Source organism: Tellurirhabdus rosea (genome assembly GCF_026278345.1).
Taxonomy (GTDB): domain Bacteria; phylum Bacteroidota; class Bacteroidia; order Cytophagales; family Spirosomataceae; genus Tellurirhabdus; species Tellurirhabdus rosea.
Genome location: NZ_CP111085.1, coordinates 1156957 through 1176873, shown reverse-complemented (window position 1 = coordinate 1176873; position 19917 = coordinate 1156957). Strand labels below are relative to the sequence as shown.

Below are 19917 nucleotides of genomic sequence, written 5' to 3'. Positions count from 1 at the left end.
ACTTATTTAGAATAATGCCTTTCGTTCTTCAATCCGTTCCGGGTCATTGAACCGAAAGATGGCTGCGGTTACCGCCCCGATTGAAGAAAGGGGATCAATAACCAGCTGGTTTAGTTTAAAATGTTCAGACCAGACATCGACCCGTGGGTTGTAGAATCGAAACAGCTGGCCGTTCGACCAATCAATCGAGGCGATGTCAGAGCCTTTGAAACTGTTGCAAAGCCAGCACGAATAGGCCAGATTAGCGAACTCCGAAGTCCCTCCGTGTTTCAGGCTGATAATGTGATCGACCTGGTGGCGAAAAAACGTATTTTCTTCCGGGAAAAGACAATACACACACTGAAAGAATGCCCGCTCGGCAACCCGCTGACGCAGTACCGGAGAAATATAATCACCGATTCTGGACATGCTGACGGGCGCGTGCTTTGGCCATTCGAACCAGGTGTTCCATTTCCCGAAAATGATTCAACTCCTGCTCTTCCTGACTTGTCAGGGCCGCATTTTTCGATTTCCAGAGCAGCTCTTCCAGCCGTTCCTGAGCCTTTGGAGTGGGTTTAAAGACAATAATCTGCTCTGGTGTCACCCCTGCCGCGATAAAATCCAGGTAGGCAGTCATGATCAAATCCGTTCAAATCTTAATACCTGCCCCGGCTTTCTTCCTGCGTCCGGACCTCGACGGTCTGTTCGGTGATCGGCTGGCCGCCGTGGGCCTGCTGTTCCTTTTCTTCTTCGGCTTTGCTGCGGTTTTCGCAGTTCTCGCGCTGGCAGCTTCCGTAGAAAATCAGGGAGTGGTGCATGACGTTGAATTTCAGCAGGTCGCCCACCATGTTCTGAATGGTCTGCACCCTCGGGTCGCAGAATTCCATCACCTGATGACAGTCCGTGCAGATCAGGTGGTCGTGTTGCTTGTAGCCGTACGACTTCTCATACTGCGCCAGATTCCGGCCAAACTGGTGCTTCGTCACCAAGTCGCATTCCACCAGCACATCCAGCGTGTTGTATACGGTGGCGCGGCTGACCTGGTATTTTTTATTCTTCATCGAAATGTAGAGTTCATCTACATCGAAATGATCCTGACGGTTATAGATTTCCTCAAGGATAGCGAACCGCTCCGGGGTTTTCCGGAGGCCCTTGCTTTCCAGATACGCCGTGAAAATGGTGCGGGCGGCTTCGAGGTTGGCTTGTTTCGCTGTAGGCATAATTATTTAGTCGTAAGTGGTAAGTAGTAAGTGGGAAGCCGCAGGACCCTGCCCGTTTCGCACTTGGGGCGGAGCACTGACGACTTAGGACTTACTGACTGACGACTTTTTCACAAAAGTACGATATTTTTAGTCAAACCGGGCGACTTTCACAACGCCTTCCACTTTTTCCAGCTTCCGGATAAGGTCGTCCAGGTGCTGGGTGTTCTGAACGTATAACTTCAGCGTGCCCTCGAAAATTCCGTCCCGCGAGTCGATTGTAATCGACCGGATGTTGATGTGCAGGTCGTTGCTGATGACCTTCGTCACGTCGTTGACCAGCCCGACGCGGTCCGTGCCCGTGATGCGCAGCCCGGCCAGAAAAGCCAGATCCCGCTGCGAAGTCCATTTGGCCTTGATAATCCGGTTGCCGTGGTTCGACATCAGCTCGACCGCGTTGGGGCAGGTCGTCCGGTGAATCTTGATGCCTTCGTTGACGGTCACAAAGCCAAAAACATCGTCGCCCGAAATCGGATTGCAGCAGCGGGCCAGGGTGTAGTCGATGCGGTCCATGTCCTCGCCGATGAGCAGCATGTCGGCATCGGCCCGTTCGCCGTGGAGCCGCTTCAGCTCCTTGGTAAACGTCTTGCCGTCCTGAATGAGGTCCGTGTTGAGCTTGTTGGCGCGGTTTTCCTTGGCTTCCTTGTCGGCCTTGAACTTCTTCAGTTCCTGAACGTCGATATGCGCCTTGCCAACCCGGTAGAAGAAGTCCGTAACGGTTTTGGAATTGAAATAGGCCCGCAGCTGGTTCAGCGTTTCGTTGGTCATATCGACCCGGAGCGTCTTCAGCTTTTTGGCCACCGCATCCCGGCCGTCGGTGATGTACCGCTTGTTGTCTTCCTTGATTAAATCCTTGATCTTGGTTTTGGCCTTCGACGTCACCACGAACCGAAGCCAGTCTTCGCTGGGCTTCTGCTTGTTGGAGGTGATGATTTCGACCTGGTCGCCGTTGTTGAGCACGTGGCTGAGCGGCACCAGCAACGAATTGACCTTGGCGGCCATGCAGCGGGCTCCGACCTGCGTGTGAATCTCGAAGGCAAAATCCAGGGCCGTAGCGCCGCGCTGCAGTACTTTCAGGTCGCCTTTGGGCGTAAAGACGAAAACTTCCTCGCTGTAGAGGTTGCTCCGGAAATCGTCCAGAAACTCGATGGCCCCGGTTTTGTCCGAAGTGCTGGCCGTTTCGAGCATGTCGCGTACCTGACTGATCCAGGTTTCGATACCGCGGCCGGTCTGGGTTTCGTTGCCTTTGTATTTCCAGTGGGCGGCGTAGCCCTTCTCGGCGATCTCGTCCATCCGCTGCGTCCGGATCTGCACTTCCACCCACTGCCCGGCCTTGCTCATGACGGTCGTGTGCAGCGATTCGTAGCCGTTGGCCCGCGGCGTGCTGATCCAGTCTTTCAGGCGGTCGGGGTTGGGCTTGTAATGGTCCGTCACAATGGAGTACGCCCGCCAGCAGGCCGCCTTTTCCTGTTCGAGCGGAACGTTGAGAATCACCCGGACGGCAAACAGGTCGTAGATTTCCTCGAACGGCCGCTTCTGCTTGTTGAGCTTGTTCCAGATGGAATAAATGGATTTCGGACGACCCTTGACCACAAACGGGTAGGGCGTATTTTTCATGTCGTCTTCAATCGGCCGGATAAACTGGCTGATGAAGCGGTCGCGGGAGGTCTTGGTTTCGCGGAGTTTGCGGGCAATATCTTTGTAGGCTACCGGGTCGGTGTATTTCAGGTACAGATCTTCCAGTTCCGATTTGATGGCGTACAGACCGAGGCGGTGGGCCAGCGGCGCGTAGATATAAATCGTTTCGGAGGCAATCTTGAGTTGCTTGTCGCGGGGCATGGAGTCCAGCGTGCGCATGTTGTGGAGGCGGTCGGCGAGTTTGACCAGAATGACCCGGACGTCATCGGAAAGCGTCAGCAGCATCTTCCGGAAGTTCTCGGCCTGCTGGGAAGTTCCGTACTCGAAAATCCCGGAAATCTTCGTCAGTCCGTCGATAATCCGGGCGACTTTGGGGCCAAACAGCCGGTCGATGTCGGCGATGGTCGTGTCGGTATCTTCCACCACGTCGTGGAGCAGGGCGGCCACGATGGAGGTGGTGCCGAGCCCGATTTCCTCCACCGCGATCTGGGCTACGGCCAGCGGGTGGTAGATGTACGGTTCTCCCGAGCGCCGCCGCATTTCCTTATGCGCTTCGAGGGAGGTGTTAAAGGCTTTCTTGATTAATTTGGCGTCGTTGTCTTTTAAAAGGGGTTTGGCAGCCCGTAAGAGCCGCCGGTATCGCTTCAAGATCTCTTTTCGTTCCTGCTCTAAATCGATCACAGGCTCCACGGTAGCGTTCATAGGGATTCTTCAGTGTTGTACTCGGGTAATTGGGACGTTATGACTAATTTAACAAATGCAGCGCCGGATTCAAAAAGCATTTGCCAAAAAATAACGCGATGAGCGTAAGCATTTGCGCAAACGAAAATGATTCGTACCTTTGCGGCCTGAAAACAGTTTTGTGTTGGCAGTTTTCGGTTTTCTGTTTCGGCAGTAAGGCCGGCATTTCGGCCCTGGGTGAACCACGGAAACAGCAGACGGACAACGAAAAACTGCACCTGCGGGCGTGGCGAAATTGGTAGACGTGCCAGACTTAGGATCTGGTGCCGCAAGGCGTGGGGGTTCGAGTCCCTCCGCCCGTACGAAACAATTGTGAATGAGTGAATTAGTGAATGAGTGAATGGCGCCGCCAATTCAGGAACCCTCATCATTAATTCACTCATTCGCTCATTCACTAATTCACTCATTAGATATCGTGGAAATCGCATTAGAGAAATCGACGGAAACCAACGCTTCGCTGACGATCAAACTGACGAAGGAAGATTATCAGCCGGAGGTAAATAAAAAGCTGAAGGAATACAGCAAGAAGGTGAGCATCAAGGGCTTCCGCCCGGGCCATGTGCCGGCTTCGCTCGTGCAGAAAATGTACGGCAAAAGCCTGATGGTTGACGAAATCAACAACCTGCTGAGCAAAACCATCAGCAACTACATCCGCGAAAACAAACTGCAGGTGGTTGGCGATCCGCTGCCCGACCGGGATAAAGCGCAGGCTATTGACTGGGATAACCAGACGGATTTTGAATTTGTCTATAACCTCGGCCTGGCCTCTGATTTCGACGTGGATTTTGCTTCCCTGCCGGCCCTCAGCAGCTACACCATCGAAGCGGGTGACAAAGAACTGGAAGAAACGATCGAGAACCTCCGCAAGCAGTTCCACGGTCACGCCCATGCCGAGGTATCGGAGGAAGGCGATATGCTGTACGGCGAACTGAAGCAGGTGAGCGGCGTGGCCGAAGGAGCCGAGCCGTTTGAAACCAAAACGGCCCTGCCGACGGCCCAGATTCAGGCGGATGCCCTGCCGCAGTTTGTCGGGGTGAACAAAGGCGACACGATTACCTTCGATATCCGCCAGGCATTTGCCGACGACAAGGCCATCGCCCACGCTACGGGTCTGAAAGCCGAAGAGGCCGCCAACCTGTCCGGCGAATTCTCGTTCGTGGTGGACGACATCACGCGCAACGAACCGGCCGAAGTGAATCAGGAGTTTTTCGACAAAGTCCTGGGCAAAGAAGCCGTTGAAACGGAAGAGCAGTTCCGCGCGAAGGTGCTGGAAATCATCCAGACCAACTACAAGCGCGAAACCGACGCCCTGCTCCGCCTCGACATCGAAAAGTCGCTGATGGAAAACATCAACATCGCCCTGCCGGACGAATTCCTGAAAGAATGGTTGCTGACGACCAACGAAGGCAAAGTATCGACCCAGGAAGTGGACGAGCAGTACGAGCAGTTCTCGCGTTCCGTGAAGCTGCAGCTGATCAAGAATAAGGTGGCTGAGCAGAACGAAATCAAGGTGGAATTCGCCGACGTGCTGGAAGCGACCAAAGGACTCGTTCGCGAGCAGTTCGGCTTCTACGGCGAAAACGAGCAGATGGACCAGACCGTCGACCGGATCGCTCAGAACTACCTCATGGACGAGAAGCAGGAAAACTACTCGAAGATGTTCAACCGGGTGTTCGACGACAAAGTCCTGCAACTGATCGAAAGCAAAGTAACCATCGAGCCGAAAACCATCACGCTGGACGAGTTCAAGACCCTCGCGCAGGGAGTTGGCGTACAGGCGTAAGGAATAGATCGATTGGCGGTCCGCCGCTGCGGTCGATTGATAGATAGACTGATTGAGGCTGTGGGAGCGGGAAGACCGTCACCACAGCCTTTTCTTTTTATCAACCTATCCTTCATTCAACCGCAGCGGCGGACCGCCCATCAATCATTTAAAGCCGATCCGTTCGCGCTCGACGGTGCGGGCCGACAGCCACTGGGTCATTTCATCGACGCGGCGTTTCCAGTAAGCCGTTTCCAGACGCAGCTTTTCGAGTTCGATTTCCTGCTTTTCCCGTTCGAGCTGCAGCTTCTCCAGCTGGTGCATCAGCTCCGGGTACAATTCCTGCGGTTGCGGCTGGGCTTCGGACAGCAATTCGGGAACGGTGACGCCGAGTGCCGTGGCGATCTGCTGCAGGCGCGACACCGTCAGGTCCGTCTTGCCGCGCTCGATATCGCCGTACGCGGTGGTCGAAAGCCCGAGCATATCCGCCATATTTTCCTGCGAAAAGCCCTTTTGTTGCCGCCGTAAACGTATTTGTGTGCCGATGTTCATGGTGTTCTCAAGTATTTCCGATAAAATCGCAACCCAAACCGAGACGACTTTTCGGAAGGAAAGTTAAAATTTGTAGTCGACAGTCGGCCGACCATCCGTAGTTAGTTTTTGACTCCGCAGGGAAGCCCGACCGACTGATGACTGGCTGACTTTATTTAAACCATGCCTTTCGTATTTTCGTTGCACTATTCAGAAACCAGATCTCTATGAATTTCGGACAAGAATTCCGCAAGTTTGCGGTACACCACATGGGCCTGAACGGCCTGACCGTTGACGGATACGTAAACCACACCGTCGAAAACATGACGCGCTCGGTAATCGAAGAGCGCCCGATGAACTTCCGCGAAGTTGACGTTTTCTCGCGTCTGATGGCCGACCGGATCATTTTCATGGGCATGGGCGTAGACGATAACATTGCCAACATCATCGTCGCCCAGCTGCTGTTCCTCGAATCGGCGGACCCGCGCAAAGACATTCTGATGTATATCAACAGCCCGGGTGGCTCGGTCTACGCCGGTCTGGGCATTTACGATACGATGCAGTACGTCCGCCCCGACGTGGCTACGGTCTGCACCAGCCTCGCGGCTTCGATGGGTGCCGTTCTGCTCTGCGGTGGTGCCGCCGGTAAGCGTTCGGCTCTTCCGCACGCCCGGGTCATGATTCACCAGCCGTCGGGCGGCGCCCAGGGCCAGTCGGTGGATATTGAGATTACGGCCCGCGAGATCGTCAAACTCCGCGACGAACTGTACACCATCATCGCCGACCATACGGGCAAAACCAAGGAAGTAATCGAAAAAGATTCGGACCGCGACAAGTGGTTCACCGCCGAAGAAGCCCGCGAATACGGTCTGATCGACGAAGTACTGCGCCGCACAGCCGCGTAAACTTTTGGGCCGGGCCGCGCAGGCCGCGCCGGTCAAATTGCAGAAAGCCTCCCCGTCGGGGAGGCTTTCTGCGTTAAAAGACGTAGGTCTGGCAGGCTGGCTTTTTCAGACGAATCACGAACAGCGGTCCCGAGCAGTGGACTTCCGCAATCGAGGCAGGCGGCAGCAGATTTCGGAACAGCTGCGGATTGTCCGTAAACACGTACTCGTAGTCGAACGGCCGGGTGTTTGACCGGCCTGCAAACGGTTCTTTGTAACGAATGTACGCCATTCTGGGCGGCTGTTCGGTCTGACAAGCCAGCGCGCTCCAGTAATGATAAAAGCCCAGTTCGTTCTGCATCAGCACGCCGATGGACCGGGCCCGGCGCAGATGCGGCAGCAGCGGGGCAAAAGCCCGGTAGTCGGCCGGGTGGCTGGCAAAATAAGCCTGGGCTCGCCCGGTGGCGAAAACAAAATTCTCTTGATCCACCCGGAAATAATCCAGCGAGTCCAGTTTGTCGAAGAGCACCCGGCATTCAGAGTAGGACAAAACCCGTTTCAGCGGGAAACAGGCGGCTTTCTGGTCGGTCGCGTAATAGCTGCTGAGAGCCAGGCGGAAGCGGCGCAGGTCGGCCTCGCTGGCCGGGCAAATATCGCGCGGGACGTGCGCCGTCGCTTTTTTGGCCAGATACCGGAGCGGCAGGAGCATTTTGTTCGGATTGCCGTAAACGCATCCGACCGCCACCAGCAGCGGCGGCAGCAGCAGCGCCCCGGTGAAGCGGGGAAGCCGGTGGGGCAGAACAAGGCCGGTCAGCACACAGCCCACCGCAAAGAACAGCATACACGGCCGGGAAGCCCAGAGCTGAAACTTCAGAAACGTGCTGAACAGCAGCAACCCGGCTACTGCCAGCGCCAGCAGCAGTTTGAGGTCCGGGTTACCCCGCCGCGCCAAAAGAAGCCCGGCCGTCAGCAGCAGGAGCAGAAAATGGAACGTGTTGGGGGCCATGTCTTCCTGCATCGAAAACCGCGTGTGGTAGTGGTCGATGCTCAGGCAGGGGTCGTCGGGAGCAATGCCGATGAGGCGATGAAAACCGGTCACGGCCGCATCCACCGCGCGGTTGTATCCCCCGTGCGGCAGCGCCAGATGCAGACCCACGTTTTTGGAGAACGTCGACAGGGTGGAGGCGGGGCCGAAGCGGTCCACCGGAATTTTCTCGGAAAACAGCGGATGGCCCGGCTGGGGCGAGAGCGGATGCTGAAACAGGGCGTAGTTGCGGGCAAAAAAAGGCCCGAAAACAAAGGCAAACACCAGCAGCGCCCCGACGCTGGTTTTCAGCCCGAACGCAGGCCCGTGCTGGCGCAGCAGCCGAAACCCGAAATACAGCGCAAACGGCAGCGCAAAAAACAGGGCCGGATATTTGGCGAACCCGGCCAGACTGAGCGAAAAGAGCCACCAGACCGCGTCGGATGTCCGCCACTGCGCCAGCAGCCGGTACCCCAGCAGCACAAACGTCAGGAAGAAAAAACAGGCGGTGTAGTCGTTCTGCGTGGTGGTGCTTTCCAGAATGCCGATGGGCAGCAGCAGTTGCAGAAGGGCGGCCACCAACTGCCTGCGCGGCCCCGCCCCGAAGTGGCGGGCCAGCAGACTCACCGCCGCTACCGACCCCAGCATGGCCCCAAACTGAACCAGATTGACCCACTGGTCGCCGCCCGCCAGCAAGAACGGATGCAGCATCAGGTATTCGGCGCCCACGTTATGATACAACTGCTGGATGTGCAGCGTCGGGAAGTGGTCCACGTTGGCGTTTTGCCCCCAGAGCAGAATGCGGTTGAGGTGGTAATTGTGCGAATCCAGGTTGCTGGGCGGCGCGTACACGGCCAGCAAAAAGAGCGGCAGCAACAGCGTGAGCAGGACGCCGTACAGAAGCCAGCGGTCGGAGGCCCGAAGTCCGTCAAGGCGGAAAAGCGCCGGAAAGAGCCGCAGAAACTCGTGGGTGGAGCCGGTCTGCCGCAGCCGCAGCACCAGCGCGGCCGTCTGCCCGACCGTCAGCAGGCCCCAGAATAAACGGGCGTTTGCCGCCGTTAACTGGCTGACCGGCGACAGGATTTCGTTGAAAAGAAAAACAAGCAGGGCCTGCGTTACCAGCGTTTGCAGCAGCGCTAGCCGAAAGGCCGTATAAAGGCCCTCAAATTGACGGTTGTACCTCAAAAAAAGACTAAATTGGCTAAGAAAAGCCGTGAAGAACAGGACGATCATAGGATGGGCGGTAGGACATCGTAATGATAGCACTGTTGTCCTATAACATGATCATGTTTTTATTAATCGGCAGACTGGATGGCGGCCCGTTCCGGGAAGCGATGGAATTTGCCACTATTTTCTGACGGAAGCGGTTAGCGTGTCAGTACGTGGCGTAAAATTTGTACTTTTGTTTTACCGCAATAAATAAAGATAGACCACCCACATGCCACATATTAGTTGCTCGTTCTGCGGACGGAGAAAGAATGAAGTCATGCTGCTCCTGTCGGGTATCGACGCGCATATCTGCAATTTCTGCATTGAGGAAGGCTACCGGGTCGTGCTTGAGGAAAGCCGGCCGAAGCGCTCGAATCCGGAGGAACGTCCGAATTTCAACCTGATTAAGCCGGTCGAGATGAAAAAATACCTCGACCAGTACGTCATCGGGCAGGACGAAGCCAAAAAGGTGATGACCGTGGCCGTCTACAACCACTACAAACGCCTGATGCAGCCGCCTTCGGCCGATGAGGTGCAGATCGAGAAATCGAACATCATCATGGTCGGCGAAACCGGCACGGGCAAAACCTACCTCGCCCGCACCATCGCCAAACTGCTGGAAGTGCCGTTCTGCATCGCGGACGCGACGGTGATCACCGAAGCGGGCTATGTGGGCGAAGACGTGGAAACGATCCTGACCCGGCTGCTCCAGGCGGCCGATTACAACATCGAGGCGGCCGAGCGCGGCATCGTCTACATTGACGAGATTGACAAAATCGCCCGGAAGTCGGATAATCCGTCGATTACCCGCGACGTGAGCGGCGAAGGCGTTCAGCAGGCGCTGCTGAAACTGCTGGAAGGCTCGGTGGTCAACGTGCCCCCCCAGGGCGGCCGCAAGCACCCGGACCAGAAGATGATTGCGCTCAATACGGAGAACATCCTGTTCATCTGCGGCGGCGCTTTCGACGGCATCGACCGGCACATCGCCAAGCGGATCAACACCCGGCCCATCGGCTTCTCGGGCACCCGGCCGCTGCACGATTCGCTCGAAAGAGCACACCTGATGCGGTACGTGTCGGCCCACGACCTGAAATCGTTCGGACTGATTCCGGAGCTGATCGGCCGTCTGCCGGTGCTGACCCACCTCGAACCGCTGAGCCGCGAAGCCCTGCGCCGCATCCTGACCGAACCCAAAAACGCCCTGACCAAGCAGTACGAAAAGCTGTTTGAAATGGAAAAGATCCAGCTGGTCTGGGACGATACGGCCCTGGATTATATCGTCGATCAGGCGATGGAATACAAGCTCGGTGCCCGCGGCCTTCGGTCCATCTGCGAATCCATCATCACGGACGCCATGTTTGAACTGCCGTCGGATACGAAGGTGAAAAAGCTTGTGGTGACGCTCGATTATGCCCAGCAGAAATTTGGCAAGTCTTCGTACCAGCTGTTCCGTTCGGTCGCGTAAAGTGGATTTTAAATAATTTTTGGCCAACAAAGCCCCGGTTTTCGATAAGAAACCGGGGCTTTGTGCTTGAACGGCCCTAACAAACTGCAACCTTAGGACGTTAGTGCATCGAATACGATTGTTTCATATAATTCTTCCACACATGAAAACGCTTACCAAAGTTTCAGTTTACGCCCTTTTTGCGACGACCTTCTTTACTTCCTGCAGCCGCCAGACGGCGATGTACCAGCGTCAGCCGGTTGAACGATTTGTGAGCGAGCAGCCCGCCGTCCGGACGGAAACTCCGGCCGTGGCCGAAACGCCCGTGGCTCCGGTAGCCGAGACCAGCGTGGCTGTAGCTGAAGCGGTAACGCCTGCGCCCGCCGCCCAGATCAAAGCCGTGGAAACCCAGTTCAACGAAGCCGTAGCCAGCGCCCGTCGGGAAGGCAAACTGGCCGAGAGCAAGAAGCTGGAAAAGCGGATCGCCCGGGTGCAGACCATGCTGGCAGAAGCCTCGGCCAACCCCGAGAAGCTGACGGCCGCCGCCGCCAAAAAACCGAACTTCGCGCAGCGGATGATGGTGAAGAAGATGAATAACAAAATTGCCAAGAAGCTGGCTCCGCAGGACACCGATGCTACCAACGCCACTTCCGGCCTGCTGCGTCTGGGGGTGATTATCGCCATCATCGGTCTGATCCTGATCTTCATCCCGGGGCTGGGCTGGCTGGGCTCGATCGGGATTATCGTCGGTCTGGTCCTGATTCTGCTGGACCTGCTGGATGTAGCCTAATGGTTTAAGTTTTTTTCTCGCAGATTTACGCTGATTTTCGACGCCGATGACCGCAGATGCTTTCTGCGGAAATCTGGCCACAAAATCGGCGCAAATCTGCGAGAACTTTTTTAACCCCTCCTGTATGAAACCAACTCTTGTCCTCATTCACGGCCACGGCGTCGATTCTTCCGTCTGGGATACGGTCTACGAACCGCTCTCCCGGCAGTTCAGCATCATCAAACCGGATTTCTCCCGACTGGACGGGCACGAAAGCATTGAAGCCTATGCCGAGCGGCTTTATTCATTAATGGAGCAGGCACAGGTCGAAAAGGCCATCCTCGCGGGCCATTCGATGGGCGGCTACATCGCACTGGCCTTTGCAGAACGTCATCCCGAAATGGTTGCCGGACTGGCGCTGGTGCATTCGACGGCCTTTGCCGACGACGAAACCAAAAAAGAGCAGCGGCAAAAGGCCCTGCAATCGCTTCAGGAATACGGCTCGGAGGCGTTTATCCGAAACACCGTGCCAAACATGTTCGGCGACGCTTTCCGCCAGCAGCAGCCGGAGGCGGTCGATGAACTGGTCAAAAAATCGAGTCAACTGCCGGCGGAGGCGCTTTCGGCCGGGGTGCGGGCCATCGCCGGTCGGCCGGACCGGACGCAGGTGCTGAAGGCCGCGGCTTTTCCGGTCGTGATCATTGCCGGTCGCCAGGACAAAATCATTCCTTTCGAGAAAAGTGAAGCCCTCTTCGGCATGCCGTCGCAGGGCCAGCCGGTCGTGCTTGACGAAGCGGGTCACCTCGGAATGCTGGAAACCCCCGGGCCGCTGGTCGAGGCGCTCAGCCGGATGGCCGCCGTCTGAAGCCGGACGGGGCGCGTTCCGGGATTTATCAGGATGGAAAAACGGAGGACGTTTATTTGACGTTTTTGCAAACTATTTCCTTAAAAAGTGCGTAAACTTGCACAATTTTCCGGTAAATCCTGAAAATCGTTCAATGGGTCGCCCCGGCGTCCGGTAATCCAACTTCAGACAATGCTTTTTAACGTATATCCGCTGTACGACATCGAGCCGGTTCGGGCGCAGGGCAGTTATTTGTGGGACACGAAAGGCGACCGCTACCTTGATCTGTACGGCGGCCATGCCGTTATTTCGGTCGGACACACGCACCCCCGGTACGTGGCCGCCCTGACCGACCAGCTCCAGAAAATTTCCTTTTACTCGAATTCCGTTAAGGTTTCCCTTCAGGATGAACTGTCCGAGAAACTCGGCCGCCTGTCGGGTTACCCGGACTACGCGCTGTTTCTCTGCAATTCCGGCGCGGAAGCGAACGAAAATGCCCTGAAACTGGCCTCGTTTCACAACGGCCGGACCAAGGTTGTCGCTTTCAAAAAAGCCTTTCACGGCCGGACGGCGGGTGCAGTGGCGGCGACGGATAACGCCTCCATCGTGGCTCCGGTCAACTATAACCAGCACGTCACATTCCTGCCCTTCAACGATGCCGCGGCCGCCGTGAGCGGGATCACCGACGAAACCTGCGCCGTCATTGTCGAAGGCATTCAGGGTGTCGGCGGGATTCACGTCGCTTCGGACGAGTTTCTGCAAACCCTGCGCCGCCGCTGCGACGAAACGGGCGCGGTCCTGATTCTGGATTCGGTCCAGTGCGGATACGGTCGTTCGGGCAAGTTCTTTTCGCACCAGCACAGCGGCATCCACCCCGATCTGATGACGATGGCGAAGGGCATGGGCAACGGCTTTCCCATCGGCGGCGTGCTCATTTCACCGAAATTCGAGGCGACCTACGGCATGCTGGGCACCACCTTCGGCGGCAACCATCTGGCCTGCCGGGCCGGTATCGCCGTTCTGGACATCATGCAGGACGAGGCGCTGATCGAAAACGCGGCCCGTCTGGGCGATTACCTGGCGGACGGCATCCGGCAGATCGGCGGGTATAAGGAACTGCGCGGCCGGGGACTGATGATCGGCATTGAGTTCGACTTTCCGGTGGAACCCCTGCGCAACGCCCTGCTCTTCGACCACCATATTTTCACGGGGGTGGCGGGCAAAAACACGCTGCGGCTGCTGCCTTCGCTGGCGCTGGGCGTCGCCGAGGCCGATACTTTCCTCGAAGCCCTGGCGAAAGAGGTAAAAGTTGTTTCCTAACCGGGTTGGAAGCCCGGCAAACCGTTGCCGACCGCTTCCAGGCCGGTGTTCCATTTCGTTTTCCTGCGTTTAAAATGACCAATTTCCTTTCTCTAAACGACGTCACCGATCTTGATGCGCTCATCCAGTCCGGTCTGGATGCCAAGCAACACCCTTTTGCCGACCAGCAACTGGGCCGAAACAAGACCATGGGCCTGATTTTCTTCAATTCAAGCCTGCGTACGCGCCTGAGCACGCAAAAGGCCGCCCAGAATCTTGGCATGCAGACGATGGTCATGAACGTGGGACAGGATAGCTGGGGACTTGAAATGGAGGAGGGCATCGTCATGAACGGCGACAAGGCCGAGCACGTGAAGGAAGCCGCCGCCGTCATCGGTAAATACTGCGACGTGATTGGCATCCGGGCTTTTGCCGGTTTGCAGGACCGGGAGAAGGATTATGCTGAAATTGTGCTGAATCAGTTTAAAAAATACGCGGGTGTCCCCATCGTCAACCTCGAATCGGCCACCCGTCACCCGCTGCAATCGCTGGCCGACTGCATCACGCTGGAGGAGTTTAAGGTCAAACGCCGCCCGAAAGTGGTGCTGACCTGGCTGCCGCATTTCAAGCCGCTTCCGCAGGCCGTGGCCAACTCCTTTTGCGAATGGATGAACGCCCGCGACGTCGAATTTGTGGTCACGCATCCCGAAGGCTACGAACTCGCTCCGGAATTTGTCGGAAATGCCCGGGTGCTGCACAACCAGAACGAAGCGTTTGAAGGGGCCGATTTCATTTACGGAAAAAACTGGTCGTCGTACCAGCAGTACGGCCAGGTGCTGACCCAGGACCCATCGTGGATGGTGACGATGGATAAAATGCGCCTGACCGACAACGGGAAATTCATGCACTGCCTGCCCGTTCGGCGCAACATGAAGGTGACCGACGAAGTCCTCGACAGCCCGCAGTCTCTGGTCATCGAACAGGCGGGCAACCGGGAATGGTCGGCGCAGGCGGTTCTGAAAGAAATTCTGAAAACGATTTAAACGCAGAGGACACGAACGCAAACCCGGAGGTCGCGAAGTTTTCCTGATAAACTCTGCCTTCTCCGGGTTTGCTTCCGTGTCTTCTGCGTTTCTACTTTTACGTCTATGAACTCCCTCACAGTCATTAAGATCGGTGGCAACGTCATCGACAATCCCGAGGCGCTCAGCCGCTTCCTGACGGCCTTTGCCAGCCTTCCCGACGATAAAATCCTGATCCACGGCGGTGGTAAAATTGCCACGCAGGTGGCCGCTAAGCTGGGCGTGGAGACCAAAATGGTCGATGGTCGCCGCATTACGGACGGGGCCATGCTGGATGTCGTGACGATGGTTTACGGCGGGTTGGTCAACAAGCAGATTGTGGCGCAGCTTCAGGCCCGGCATACCAACGCCATTGGCCTCACGGGCGCCGATGCGGGAATTGTCCGCTCGGTCAAACGGCCGGTAAAGGACATTGACTATGGCTTTGTGGGGGATGTGGAAGAAGTGAATGCCGGGCAGCTCCAGTATTTTCTGCGCCAGAACCTGACGCCGGTTTTTGCGCCGCTGACCTTCGACCGCTCGGGCTCCATGCTGAACACCAATGCCGACACGATGGCCTCAGCCATTGCCGTCGATCTGGTCGGTCACAACGACGTTACGCTCGTTTATTGCTTCGAGAAAAAAGGAGTCCTATCGAATCCGGACGACGACAACAGCGTCATTCCGGAGCTGACCCCTTCCCGGTACGCCGAATATAAAGCCTCCGGAGCCATCAACAAAGGCATGATTCCCAAACTCGACAATGCTTTTGCCGCCCTCGAAAAAGGCGTAAAGCGCGTCATCATCTGCCACGCCGACGAAGTAGCCGCAGCGGTGGGGCAGGGCGCGGGAACGGTCCTGAAAAATGACTGAATGACTGAATGATCGAATGACTGATAGGTTGATTAGCTACGCAGCATTATCAGTCATTCAGTCATTCGATCATTCAGTCATTCGACCCATCAACCTATCAATCAATCAACTTATCCACTCTCCTTACCCCCGCAAACCTCGCCCGGTAGTACCCGGCGTGGAGCCAGTCGTAGCGGACGCCGCCGTTCCAGGCGGAGTGGATGAACTTGATGCGGTCGCCGATAACTTCTACGATTAGTCCAACATGACCGATCCGGCTGCCCTTCTGGCTGTGGCCTTTGAAAAAAATAAGGTCGCCGGGACGAGCCTCTTTTCTGTCCACGCGGTCGCCGACGCCGTGCTGGGCGGCGCTGGAATGCGGCAGACGGATTCCGAATTGGCTGAAACAGAAGCGGGTAAAGCCGGAGCAGTCGAAGCCCCGGGGCGAGGAGCCGCCGGAGCGATAGCGGGCATGCAGGTATTTTCGGGAGTAGGAAATCAACTCATCGACCAGCGAAGGCGTTTCAGACCGGGTAGAGGTACCGATGGAGTCGGAAACAACGGGAAAAGCGGCGGGTTTGGCACTTACAAAGGCCGCCCAGACAGCAAAGAACGCCGTCAGGAGCACTTTTTTCATCTCTTCTCAGGTTAAGTTTCGGTACGGTGGCAACCGCTGAACTAACCTAAAAATAGCCCTCGATACCCGGCGGAGCAAGTTAGACCAGGCAGGTTCCCCGAATTGTACAACTTCGTCAGCGGAGTTTTTTCGCCCGTTGGCGGGCTTTTGCTTCCAGCGTCTGGTAAGTGGTGCCGAAGTCGTTTCCGGCGGCGACCGCGTCGGTCAGTTGCTGCAATCCCGGTCGGCCCACGATGCTCAGCCAGCGGGCAACTTCCCGACCCGCCGTCATGTACGCCAGCATGACGTGCTGCGGTCCACCGCCAAAAAAATCCCGCATAGACTCCATTTCTTCGAGTTCCAGAACGAACTGCTGGCCGCGGGTGAGGTACTGCCATTCGTCGTGGTAATCCCGGAAACGCTGGAGGCTGTCGCGGGCGGTGGTGAACCGGTGATCGAGCATGAGGGCAAGTCCTTCGTTAAACCATTGCGGAATCTGGCGCTGGGAGGTGAGCCAGCCGAGGCGCTGGTACAATTCGTCGTGGCACATCTCATGGGCCAGCACGTCCGGATTGCGGCCGTAGGGATTGATGACGATCCAGGCGTCGCCCCAAGGCGTTCCCAGACTGCAGCCGGCCCCTTCGCTGCCCCGGCAATAGCGTTCGTACTGTTCGGGCGTCTGGCAGAAAATCACCGCCGCCCGGCCCCGACGCGGACTTTGCCAGAGCGAAGCGAGCCGCCGTTCGGCCTGGCGGATTTCGAACAACAGAAAAGCCCGCTGCCGCGGCGGCGTGTCCCGGCTGACATAAACGCCGGGAGCAATGCGCTGAAAATCGGGGGCGTAACCAATGAACTGACACCGGATAATGTGGGGAAACACGGCCAGCACCGCCAGCGGAATGATCAGGAAAAATAAAAAAACACGTACCCAGCGTCGCATGAAGAGTCTAACAATTCCGGAGCAGCCGAAGTTTTGAAGAGAAAGGCCGTACGTTCCGTGGCCGACAAGTTAAGTTTTTTCCGTAATTCGCCGTAATTCATCAATAAGATCACGGGCCTGAGCCTGTGTGCACCTATGCCCACTGCATTGATCCTCGGGGCCGGTTTGGCCGGCCTGACTGCCGCCCGGGAACTGACCCGCGCAGGCTGGAACGTAACGGTTGTCGATAAAGGCCGTGGTGTCGGCGGCCGACTGGCTACCCGACGCCTCGAAAATGCCCGTGCTGACCACGGAGCTCAGTATTTTACCGTTCGAACGCCCGAATTTCAACAGGTGGTCAGCGAAATGCTCGGCCACCAGATTATCCGGAAATGGTATTTGCCGGACAGCGCCCACCCGCGTTATGTCGGCCTTGGCGGCATGAGCAGCGTCGCCAAATACCTGGCTAAAGACCTGCCCGTCGTCACGGGCGAACGGATTGTTCGCCTGAGCCAGACGAACGGTCGGGTGGTGGCCGAGTCGGAAAAAGGGACTGCCTACCGGGCCGACGCGGTGCTGATTACGGCCCCGGCCCCGCAGGCGCTGGCGCTGCTGGCCGATAGCGGCCTGTCGGTGCCGGAAGCGGAGTCGGCCCTGAACCAGATTCATTTCGAACCCTGTATTGCGACGATGGTGCTGCTCCGGGAACCGGTCAGCCTGCCCGAGCCGGGCGCGATGCGGTTCACGGAAGGCCCGATTGCCTGGGTGGCCGACAACCAGCAGAAAGGCGTATCGCCCGACCAGCCTTCCCTGACCATTCACGCCACGCCCGCCTTCAGCCGGGAGCATCTGGAGGAAGACATGGCCGCCGTTGGCGATCAGCTTATCCGGCAGCTTTCCGAAATTCTTTCTCCGGAAAACATCCAGCAGCAGCAGACCCACCGCTGGCGCTACGCCCTCGCCAGCCAGCGGTTTCCCGAACCCTGCCTCCTGGTAAAAACTCCTTTTCCGATGGTCTTCGGCGGCGACGGTTTCGGCCCGCGGGGCAACGTCGAAGGCGCATTCCTATCCGGCCTCGCCATGAGCGAAAGAATTAAAAATTAAGAATTAAGAATAGGCTCCGCCTGGTCAGGATTCCTGATTGAGCGAAGCTTATTTTTAATTCTTAATTATTTGTTGGGCAACTTCCCGGCCGGTTTGCATGGCGGCGTTGAGGGAGGGGTAGGAGGTCTGGTCGCCGCACTGGTAGAGGTTTTCGGCCAGTTTGAGGGGGGCGGGGCGTGCATCGGCGTTGTACTGCGGCAGGGCTTCGGGCAGGTGGTAGGTCCGGAGCCAGCGCCAGGCTTTCACTTCCTCCCCAAACCAGTCGGTCAGTTCCCGGCGGATGCGTTCGGTCAAGCCCTCCTGATTGACCGCGTCGAGGCCCTGGGTGCTGACCGAAATGAGTGTTTGTCCGGCTGGCGCGTAGTCCCGGGCGACATCGCTCATGATGGCTACGTTGTGGACCGCCGCCTGCCGGTGCGGATTTAGCATCAGAAGCTTTTCGGGTTTGGGCGAAGCCGGGGCGGCAAAGTAGGTGCAGGTCGTTTTGTTGAAGCGGGGCTCCGTCGGCGTTCCCAGAAGTCGCTGGGCGGCGTGGGCATCCACGGCCAGCACAATGGTATCGGCCTGAATGGTTTCTCCGTTGGCAAGCCGCAGGGTCTGGCCTTCAATGGCCTCAACGGGCGTATTCAGCCGGATCTGGGACGCGTCCAGACGGGCCGCGAGCTGGTCGGGAATCGCTTGCATGCCGAGCGCCGGAACCGCCGCGTCGCCGGAGTAGAACGTTTTGAAACAAAATTCGAAAAAGTTACTCGACGTCCGGAGGCTGTCTTCCAGAAAAACCCCGCCGAAAAACGGCCGGAAAAACAGGTTGATGATGCGGTCGGAATAGCCGAAATCCTCCAGGAACGATTGGGTACTGGTTGCCTGTTGTCGGAACAGATCGTACGTCGGAATGCCGGACACCCGCCCCATCAGCTCAACCACCCGCAGTTTATCGGCAAACGTTCCGACCGGGGAAAAGAGCGTCGGGAAGATACCCGTGGGTTCCTGAAGCGGATTGATAAAAAGCATCCAGCGGTCTTCGTCGCGGATGAGCGCTCCCGACCGAAACGATTGTAACCGTAAAGCTGTATAGTCCAGCAGGCGTTTGGTCTCCGGATAAGCCGTCAGCAGAATCTGGAAACCCCGGTCGAGGCGGAAACCGTCCACCCTGTCCGTCCGGACCCGGCCACCTACGCCGTCGGAAGCTTCCACGATCAGGGCATCAAGGCCGGCCTGTTTGAGATACACAGCACAGGTAAGTCCGGCCATGCCGGCACCCACAATCACCACAGACGGTCGAACTGGCATACGGTTTGGGATAGTTTATGCAAAAATAGATGTTCCTGCGGACTCTGTTTAATTTTCGTTGAACAATGAAGCTTTTGGTACTGGATAATATAGACTCTTTCACCTACATGCTGGTGGATTACCTCAAGCAGGCGGGTGCCGACTGCCGGGTGGTGCGCAACACCGCTTCGCTGGACGACCTGACCGGAGAGAGCTACGACGGTATTGTGCTGTCGCCCGGCCCCGGCACGCCCCGGCAGGCGGGGAGTCTGATGGCAGTCATCGGGCACTACTTTCAGACCGTCCCGATGCTGGGCGTTTGCCTCGGGCATCAGGCACTGGGCGAGTTTTTCGGCGCCCGGCTGGAACGGGCCGACCGGCCCATGCACGGCAAGCGGTCGGAGGTCCGGCAGGTGACCGACGACCCGCTTTTTGCCGGTTTGCCCGCCACCTTTACGGTAACGCGCTATCATTCGCTTATAGTAAATAGTCTGCCCGCCGAACTTGTACCGTTAGCGGAAGTTATTATACCAGATTCGGGAGAAAATTTTAGGGCGCAAAAGGCTGAAAATATGGCTTTTCGTCACCAAAAGTTACCAATTTACGGCGTTCAGTTTCACCCGGAGGCCGTCCTCACCGATTTTGGACTGGAAATTTTAAGAAATTGGATTACCTTTGCAAAAACAGCGAAATAGTTGCCAATTAGTTGTACT

The 19917-nt window shown here is 57.0% G+C and carries 19 protein-coding genes and 1 tRNA gene; 11 read left to right on the top strand and 9 right to left on the bottom strand.

The annotated features are described in order from the left end of the window. Positions 1–6: 6 nt before the first annotated feature. The 4 genes from ORG26_RS04875 to ORG26_RS04860 form a co-directional block, all read right to left on the bottom strand. Positions 7–408 (bottom strand): HNH endonuclease, encoded by a 402-nt coding sequence (locus tag ORG26_RS04875; protein WP_266367405.1) that lies wholly within the window; start codon positions 406–408, stop codon positions 7–9. After that, the gene (locus ORG26_RS04870) at positions 392–616 is read right to left on the bottom strand and encodes a hypothetical protein (protein WP_266367404.1); all 225 of its coding nucleotides are present in this window, start codon (positions 614–616) and stop codon (positions 392–394) included. Before ORG26_RS04870 ends, ORG26_RS04875 begins: the two co-directional genes overlap by 17 nt. A gap of 19 nt (positions 617–635) precedes the next feature. Then, on the bottom strand, positions 636–1199 hold the full coding sequence (locus tag ORG26_RS04865) for a Fur family transcriptional regulator (RefSeq protein WP_266367403.1): 564 nt from the start codon (positions 1197–1199) through the stop codon (positions 636–638). Positions 1200–1328: 129 nt separating this feature from the next. After that, positions 1329–3578 carry a RelA/SpoT family protein gene (locus ORG26_RS04860; RefSeq protein WP_266367402.1) on the bottom strand — a complete coding sequence of 750 codons (2250 nt, stop codon included), beginning with the start codon at positions 3576–3578 and terminating at the stop codon, positions 1329–1331. Between the two features lie 259 nt (positions 3579–3837). On the opposite strand from ORG26_RS04860, the gene ORG26_RS04855 reads away from it, so the two are divergent. Further along, a tRNA-Leu gene (locus ORG26_RS04855) sits at positions 3838–3919 on the top strand. Positions 3920–4032: 113 nt separating this feature from the next. Beyond that, the gene (gene tig / locus ORG26_RS04850) at positions 4033–5400 is read left to right on the top strand and encodes a trigger factor (RefSeq protein ID WP_266367401.1); all 1368 of its coding nucleotides are present in this window, start codon (positions 4033–4035) and stop codon (positions 5398–5400) included. A 144-nt stretch (positions 5401–5544) separates the two neighbouring features. Here the strand turns inward: tig and ORG26_RS04845 are convergent, their stop codons facing one another. After that, positions 5545–5931 (bottom strand): helix-turn-helix domain-containing protein, encoded by a 387-nt coding sequence (locus tag ORG26_RS04845; protein ID WP_323134359.1) that lies wholly within the window; start codon positions 5929–5931, stop codon positions 5545–5547. 206 nt (positions 5932–6137) lie between these two features. Here ORG26_RS04845 and ORG26_RS04840 point away from each other — a divergent pair, with 206 nt between their 5' ends. Next, complete coding sequence (locus ORG26_RS04840; RefSeq protein WP_323134358.1) at positions 6138–6815, top strand: ClpP family protease; 678 nt, start codon at positions 6138–6140, stop codon at positions 6813–6815. A gap of 73 nt (positions 6816–6888) precedes the next feature. Here the strand turns inward: ORG26_RS04840 and ORG26_RS04835 are convergent, their stop codons facing one another. After that, positions 6889–9003, bottom strand: a complete 2115-nt coding sequence (locus ORG26_RS04835; protein WP_266367399.1) for a hypothetical protein — start codon at positions 9001–9003, stop codon at positions 6889–6891. 253 nt (positions 9004–9256) lie between these two features. On the opposite strand from ORG26_RS04835, the gene clpX reads away from it, so the two are divergent. From clpX to argB, 6 genes are all read left to right on the top strand, one after another. Next, the gene (gene clpX / locus ORG26_RS04830) at positions 9257–10492 is read left to right on the top strand and encodes an ATP-dependent Clp protease ATP-binding subunit ClpX (protein WP_266367398.1); all 1236 of its coding nucleotides are present in this window, start codon (positions 9257–9259) and stop codon (positions 10490–10492) included. 142 nt (positions 10493–10634) lie between these two features. After that, complete coding sequence (locus ORG26_RS04825) at positions 10635–11261, top strand: hypothetical protein (RefSeq protein WP_266367397.1); 627 nt, start codon at positions 10635–10637, stop codon at positions 11259–11261. Between the two features lie 124 nt (positions 11262–11385). After that, a complete protein-coding gene (locus tag ORG26_RS04820) occupies positions 11386–12105 on the top strand; it encodes an alpha/beta fold hydrolase (RefSeq protein WP_266367396.1) in 720 nt (239 codons plus the stop codon). Between the two features lie 171 nt (positions 12106–12276). Then, positions 12277–13404 carry an aspartate aminotransferase family protein gene (locus ORG26_RS04815; RefSeq protein WP_266367395.1) on the top strand — a complete coding sequence of 376 codons (1128 nt, stop codon included), beginning with the start codon at positions 12277–12279 and terminating at the stop codon, positions 13402–13404. 74 nt (positions 13405–13478) lie between these two features. Beyond that, a complete protein-coding gene (locus ORG26_RS04810) occupies positions 13479–14426 on the top strand; it encodes an N-acetylornithine carbamoyltransferase (RefSeq protein WP_266367394.1) in 948 nt (315 codons plus the stop codon). A 105-nt stretch (positions 14427–14531) separates the two neighbouring features. Further along, on the top strand, positions 14532–15317 hold the full coding sequence (argB, locus tag ORG26_RS04805) for an acetylglutamate kinase (protein ID WP_266367393.1): 786 nt from the start codon (positions 14532–14534) through the stop codon (positions 15315–15317). 97 nt (positions 15318–15414) lie between these two features. Here the strand turns inward: argB and ORG26_RS04800 are convergent, their stop codons facing one another. Both ORG26_RS04800 and ORG26_RS04795 read right to left on the bottom strand, forming a co-directional pair. Then, the gene (locus ORG26_RS04800; RefSeq protein ID WP_266367392.1) at positions 15415–15933 is read right to left on the bottom strand and encodes a C40 family peptidase; all 519 of its coding nucleotides are present in this window, start codon (positions 15931–15933) and stop codon (positions 15415–15417) included. Positions 15934–16048: 115 nt separating this feature from the next. Beyond that, the gene (locus ORG26_RS04795) at positions 16049–16852 is read right to left on the bottom strand and encodes a hypothetical protein (protein ID WP_266367391.1); all 804 of its coding nucleotides are present in this window, start codon (positions 16850–16852) and stop codon (positions 16049–16051) included. A 135-nt stretch (positions 16853–16987) separates the two neighbouring features. On the opposite strand from ORG26_RS04795, the gene ORG26_RS04790 reads away from it, so the two are divergent. Beyond that, complete coding sequence (locus tag ORG26_RS04790) at positions 16988–17935, top strand: NAD(P)/FAD-dependent oxidoreductase (protein WP_266367390.1); 948 nt, start codon at positions 16988–16990, stop codon at positions 17933–17935. A 54-nt stretch (positions 17936–17989) separates the two neighbouring features. On the opposite strand, the gene ORG26_RS04785 is transcribed toward ORG26_RS04790, so the two are convergent. Then, positions 17990–19225 (bottom strand): NAD(P)/FAD-dependent oxidoreductase, encoded by a 1236-nt coding sequence (locus tag ORG26_RS04785; RefSeq protein ID WP_266367389.1) that lies wholly within the window; start codon positions 19223–19225, stop codon positions 17990–17992. A gap of 65 nt (positions 19226–19290) precedes the next feature. Here ORG26_RS04785 and ORG26_RS04780 point away from each other — a divergent pair, with 65 nt between their 5' ends. Next, positions 19291–19899, top strand: coding sequence for an anthranilate synthase component II (locus ORG26_RS04780; protein WP_266367388.1), 609 nt, complete (start codon positions 19291–19293; stop codon positions 19897–19899). Positions 19900–19917: the final 18 nt, after the last annotated feature.

Bases quoted from the DNA above. Each gene is read 5' to 3' on its own strand.
- ORG26_RS04875 (WP_266367405.1), bottom strand. From the start codon at position 408: ATGTCCAGAATCGGTGATTATATTTCTCCGGTACTGCGTCAGCGGGTT.
- ORG26_RS04870 (WP_266367404.1), bottom strand. From the start codon at position 616: ATGACTGCCTACCTGGATTTTATCGCGGCAGGGGTGACACCAGAGCAG.
- ORG26_RS04865 (WP_266367403.1), bottom strand. From the start codon at position 1,199: ATGCCTACAGCGAAACAAGCCAACCTCGAAGCCGCCCGCACCATTTTC.
- ORG26_RS04860 (WP_266367402.1), bottom strand. From the start codon at position 3,578: ATGAACGCTACCGTGGAGCCTGTGATCGATTTAGAGCAGGAACGAAAA.
- ORG26_RS04845 (WP_323134359.1), bottom strand. From the start codon at position 5,931: ATGAACATCGGCACACAAATACGTTTACGGCGGCAACAAAAGGGCTTT.
- ORG26_RS04840 (WP_323134358.1), top strand. From the start codon at position 6,138: ATGAATTTCGGACAAGAATTCCGCAAGTTTGCGGTACACCACATGGGC.
- clpX (WP_266367398.1), top strand. From the start codon at position 9,257: ATGCCACATATTAGTTGCTCGTTCTGCGGACGGAGAAAGAATGAAGTC.
- ORG26_RS04825 (WP_266367397.1), top strand. From the start codon at position 10,635: ATGAAAACGCTTACCAAAGTTTCAGTTTACGCCCTTTTTGCGACGACC.
- ORG26_RS04820 (WP_266367396.1), top strand. From the start codon at position 11,386: ATGAAACCAACTCTTGTCCTCATTCACGGCCACGGCGTCGATTCTTCC.
- ORG26_RS04815 (WP_266367395.1), top strand. From the start codon at position 12,277: ATGCTTTTTAACGTATATCCGCTGTACGACATCGAGCCGGTTCGGGCG.
- ORG26_RS04810 (WP_266367394.1), top strand. From the start codon at position 13,479: ATGACCAATTTCCTTTCTCTAAACGACGTCACCGATCTTGATGCGCTC.
- argB (WP_266367393.1), top strand. From the start codon at position 14,532: ATGAACTCCCTCACAGTCATTAAGATCGGTGGCAACGTCATCGACAAT.
- ORG26_RS04800 (WP_266367392.1), bottom strand. From the start codon at position 15,933: ATGAAAAAAGTGCTCCTGACGGCGTTCTTTGCTGTCTGGGCGGCCTTT.
- ORG26_RS04795 (WP_266367391.1), bottom strand. From the start codon at position 16,852: ATGCGACGCTGGGTACGTGTTTTTTTATTTTTCCTGATCATTCCGCTG.
- ORG26_RS04790 (WP_266367390.1), top strand. From the start codon at position 16,988: ATGCCCACTGCATTGATCCTCGGGGCCGGTTTGGCCGGCCTGACTGCC.
- ORG26_RS04785 (WP_266367389.1), bottom strand. From the start codon at position 19,225: ATGCCAGTTCGACCGTCTGTGGTGATTGTGGGTGCCGGCATGGCCGGA.
- ORG26_RS04780 (WP_266367388.1), top strand. From the start codon at position 19,291: ATGAAGCTTTTGGTACTGGATAATATAGACTCTTTCACCTACATGCTG.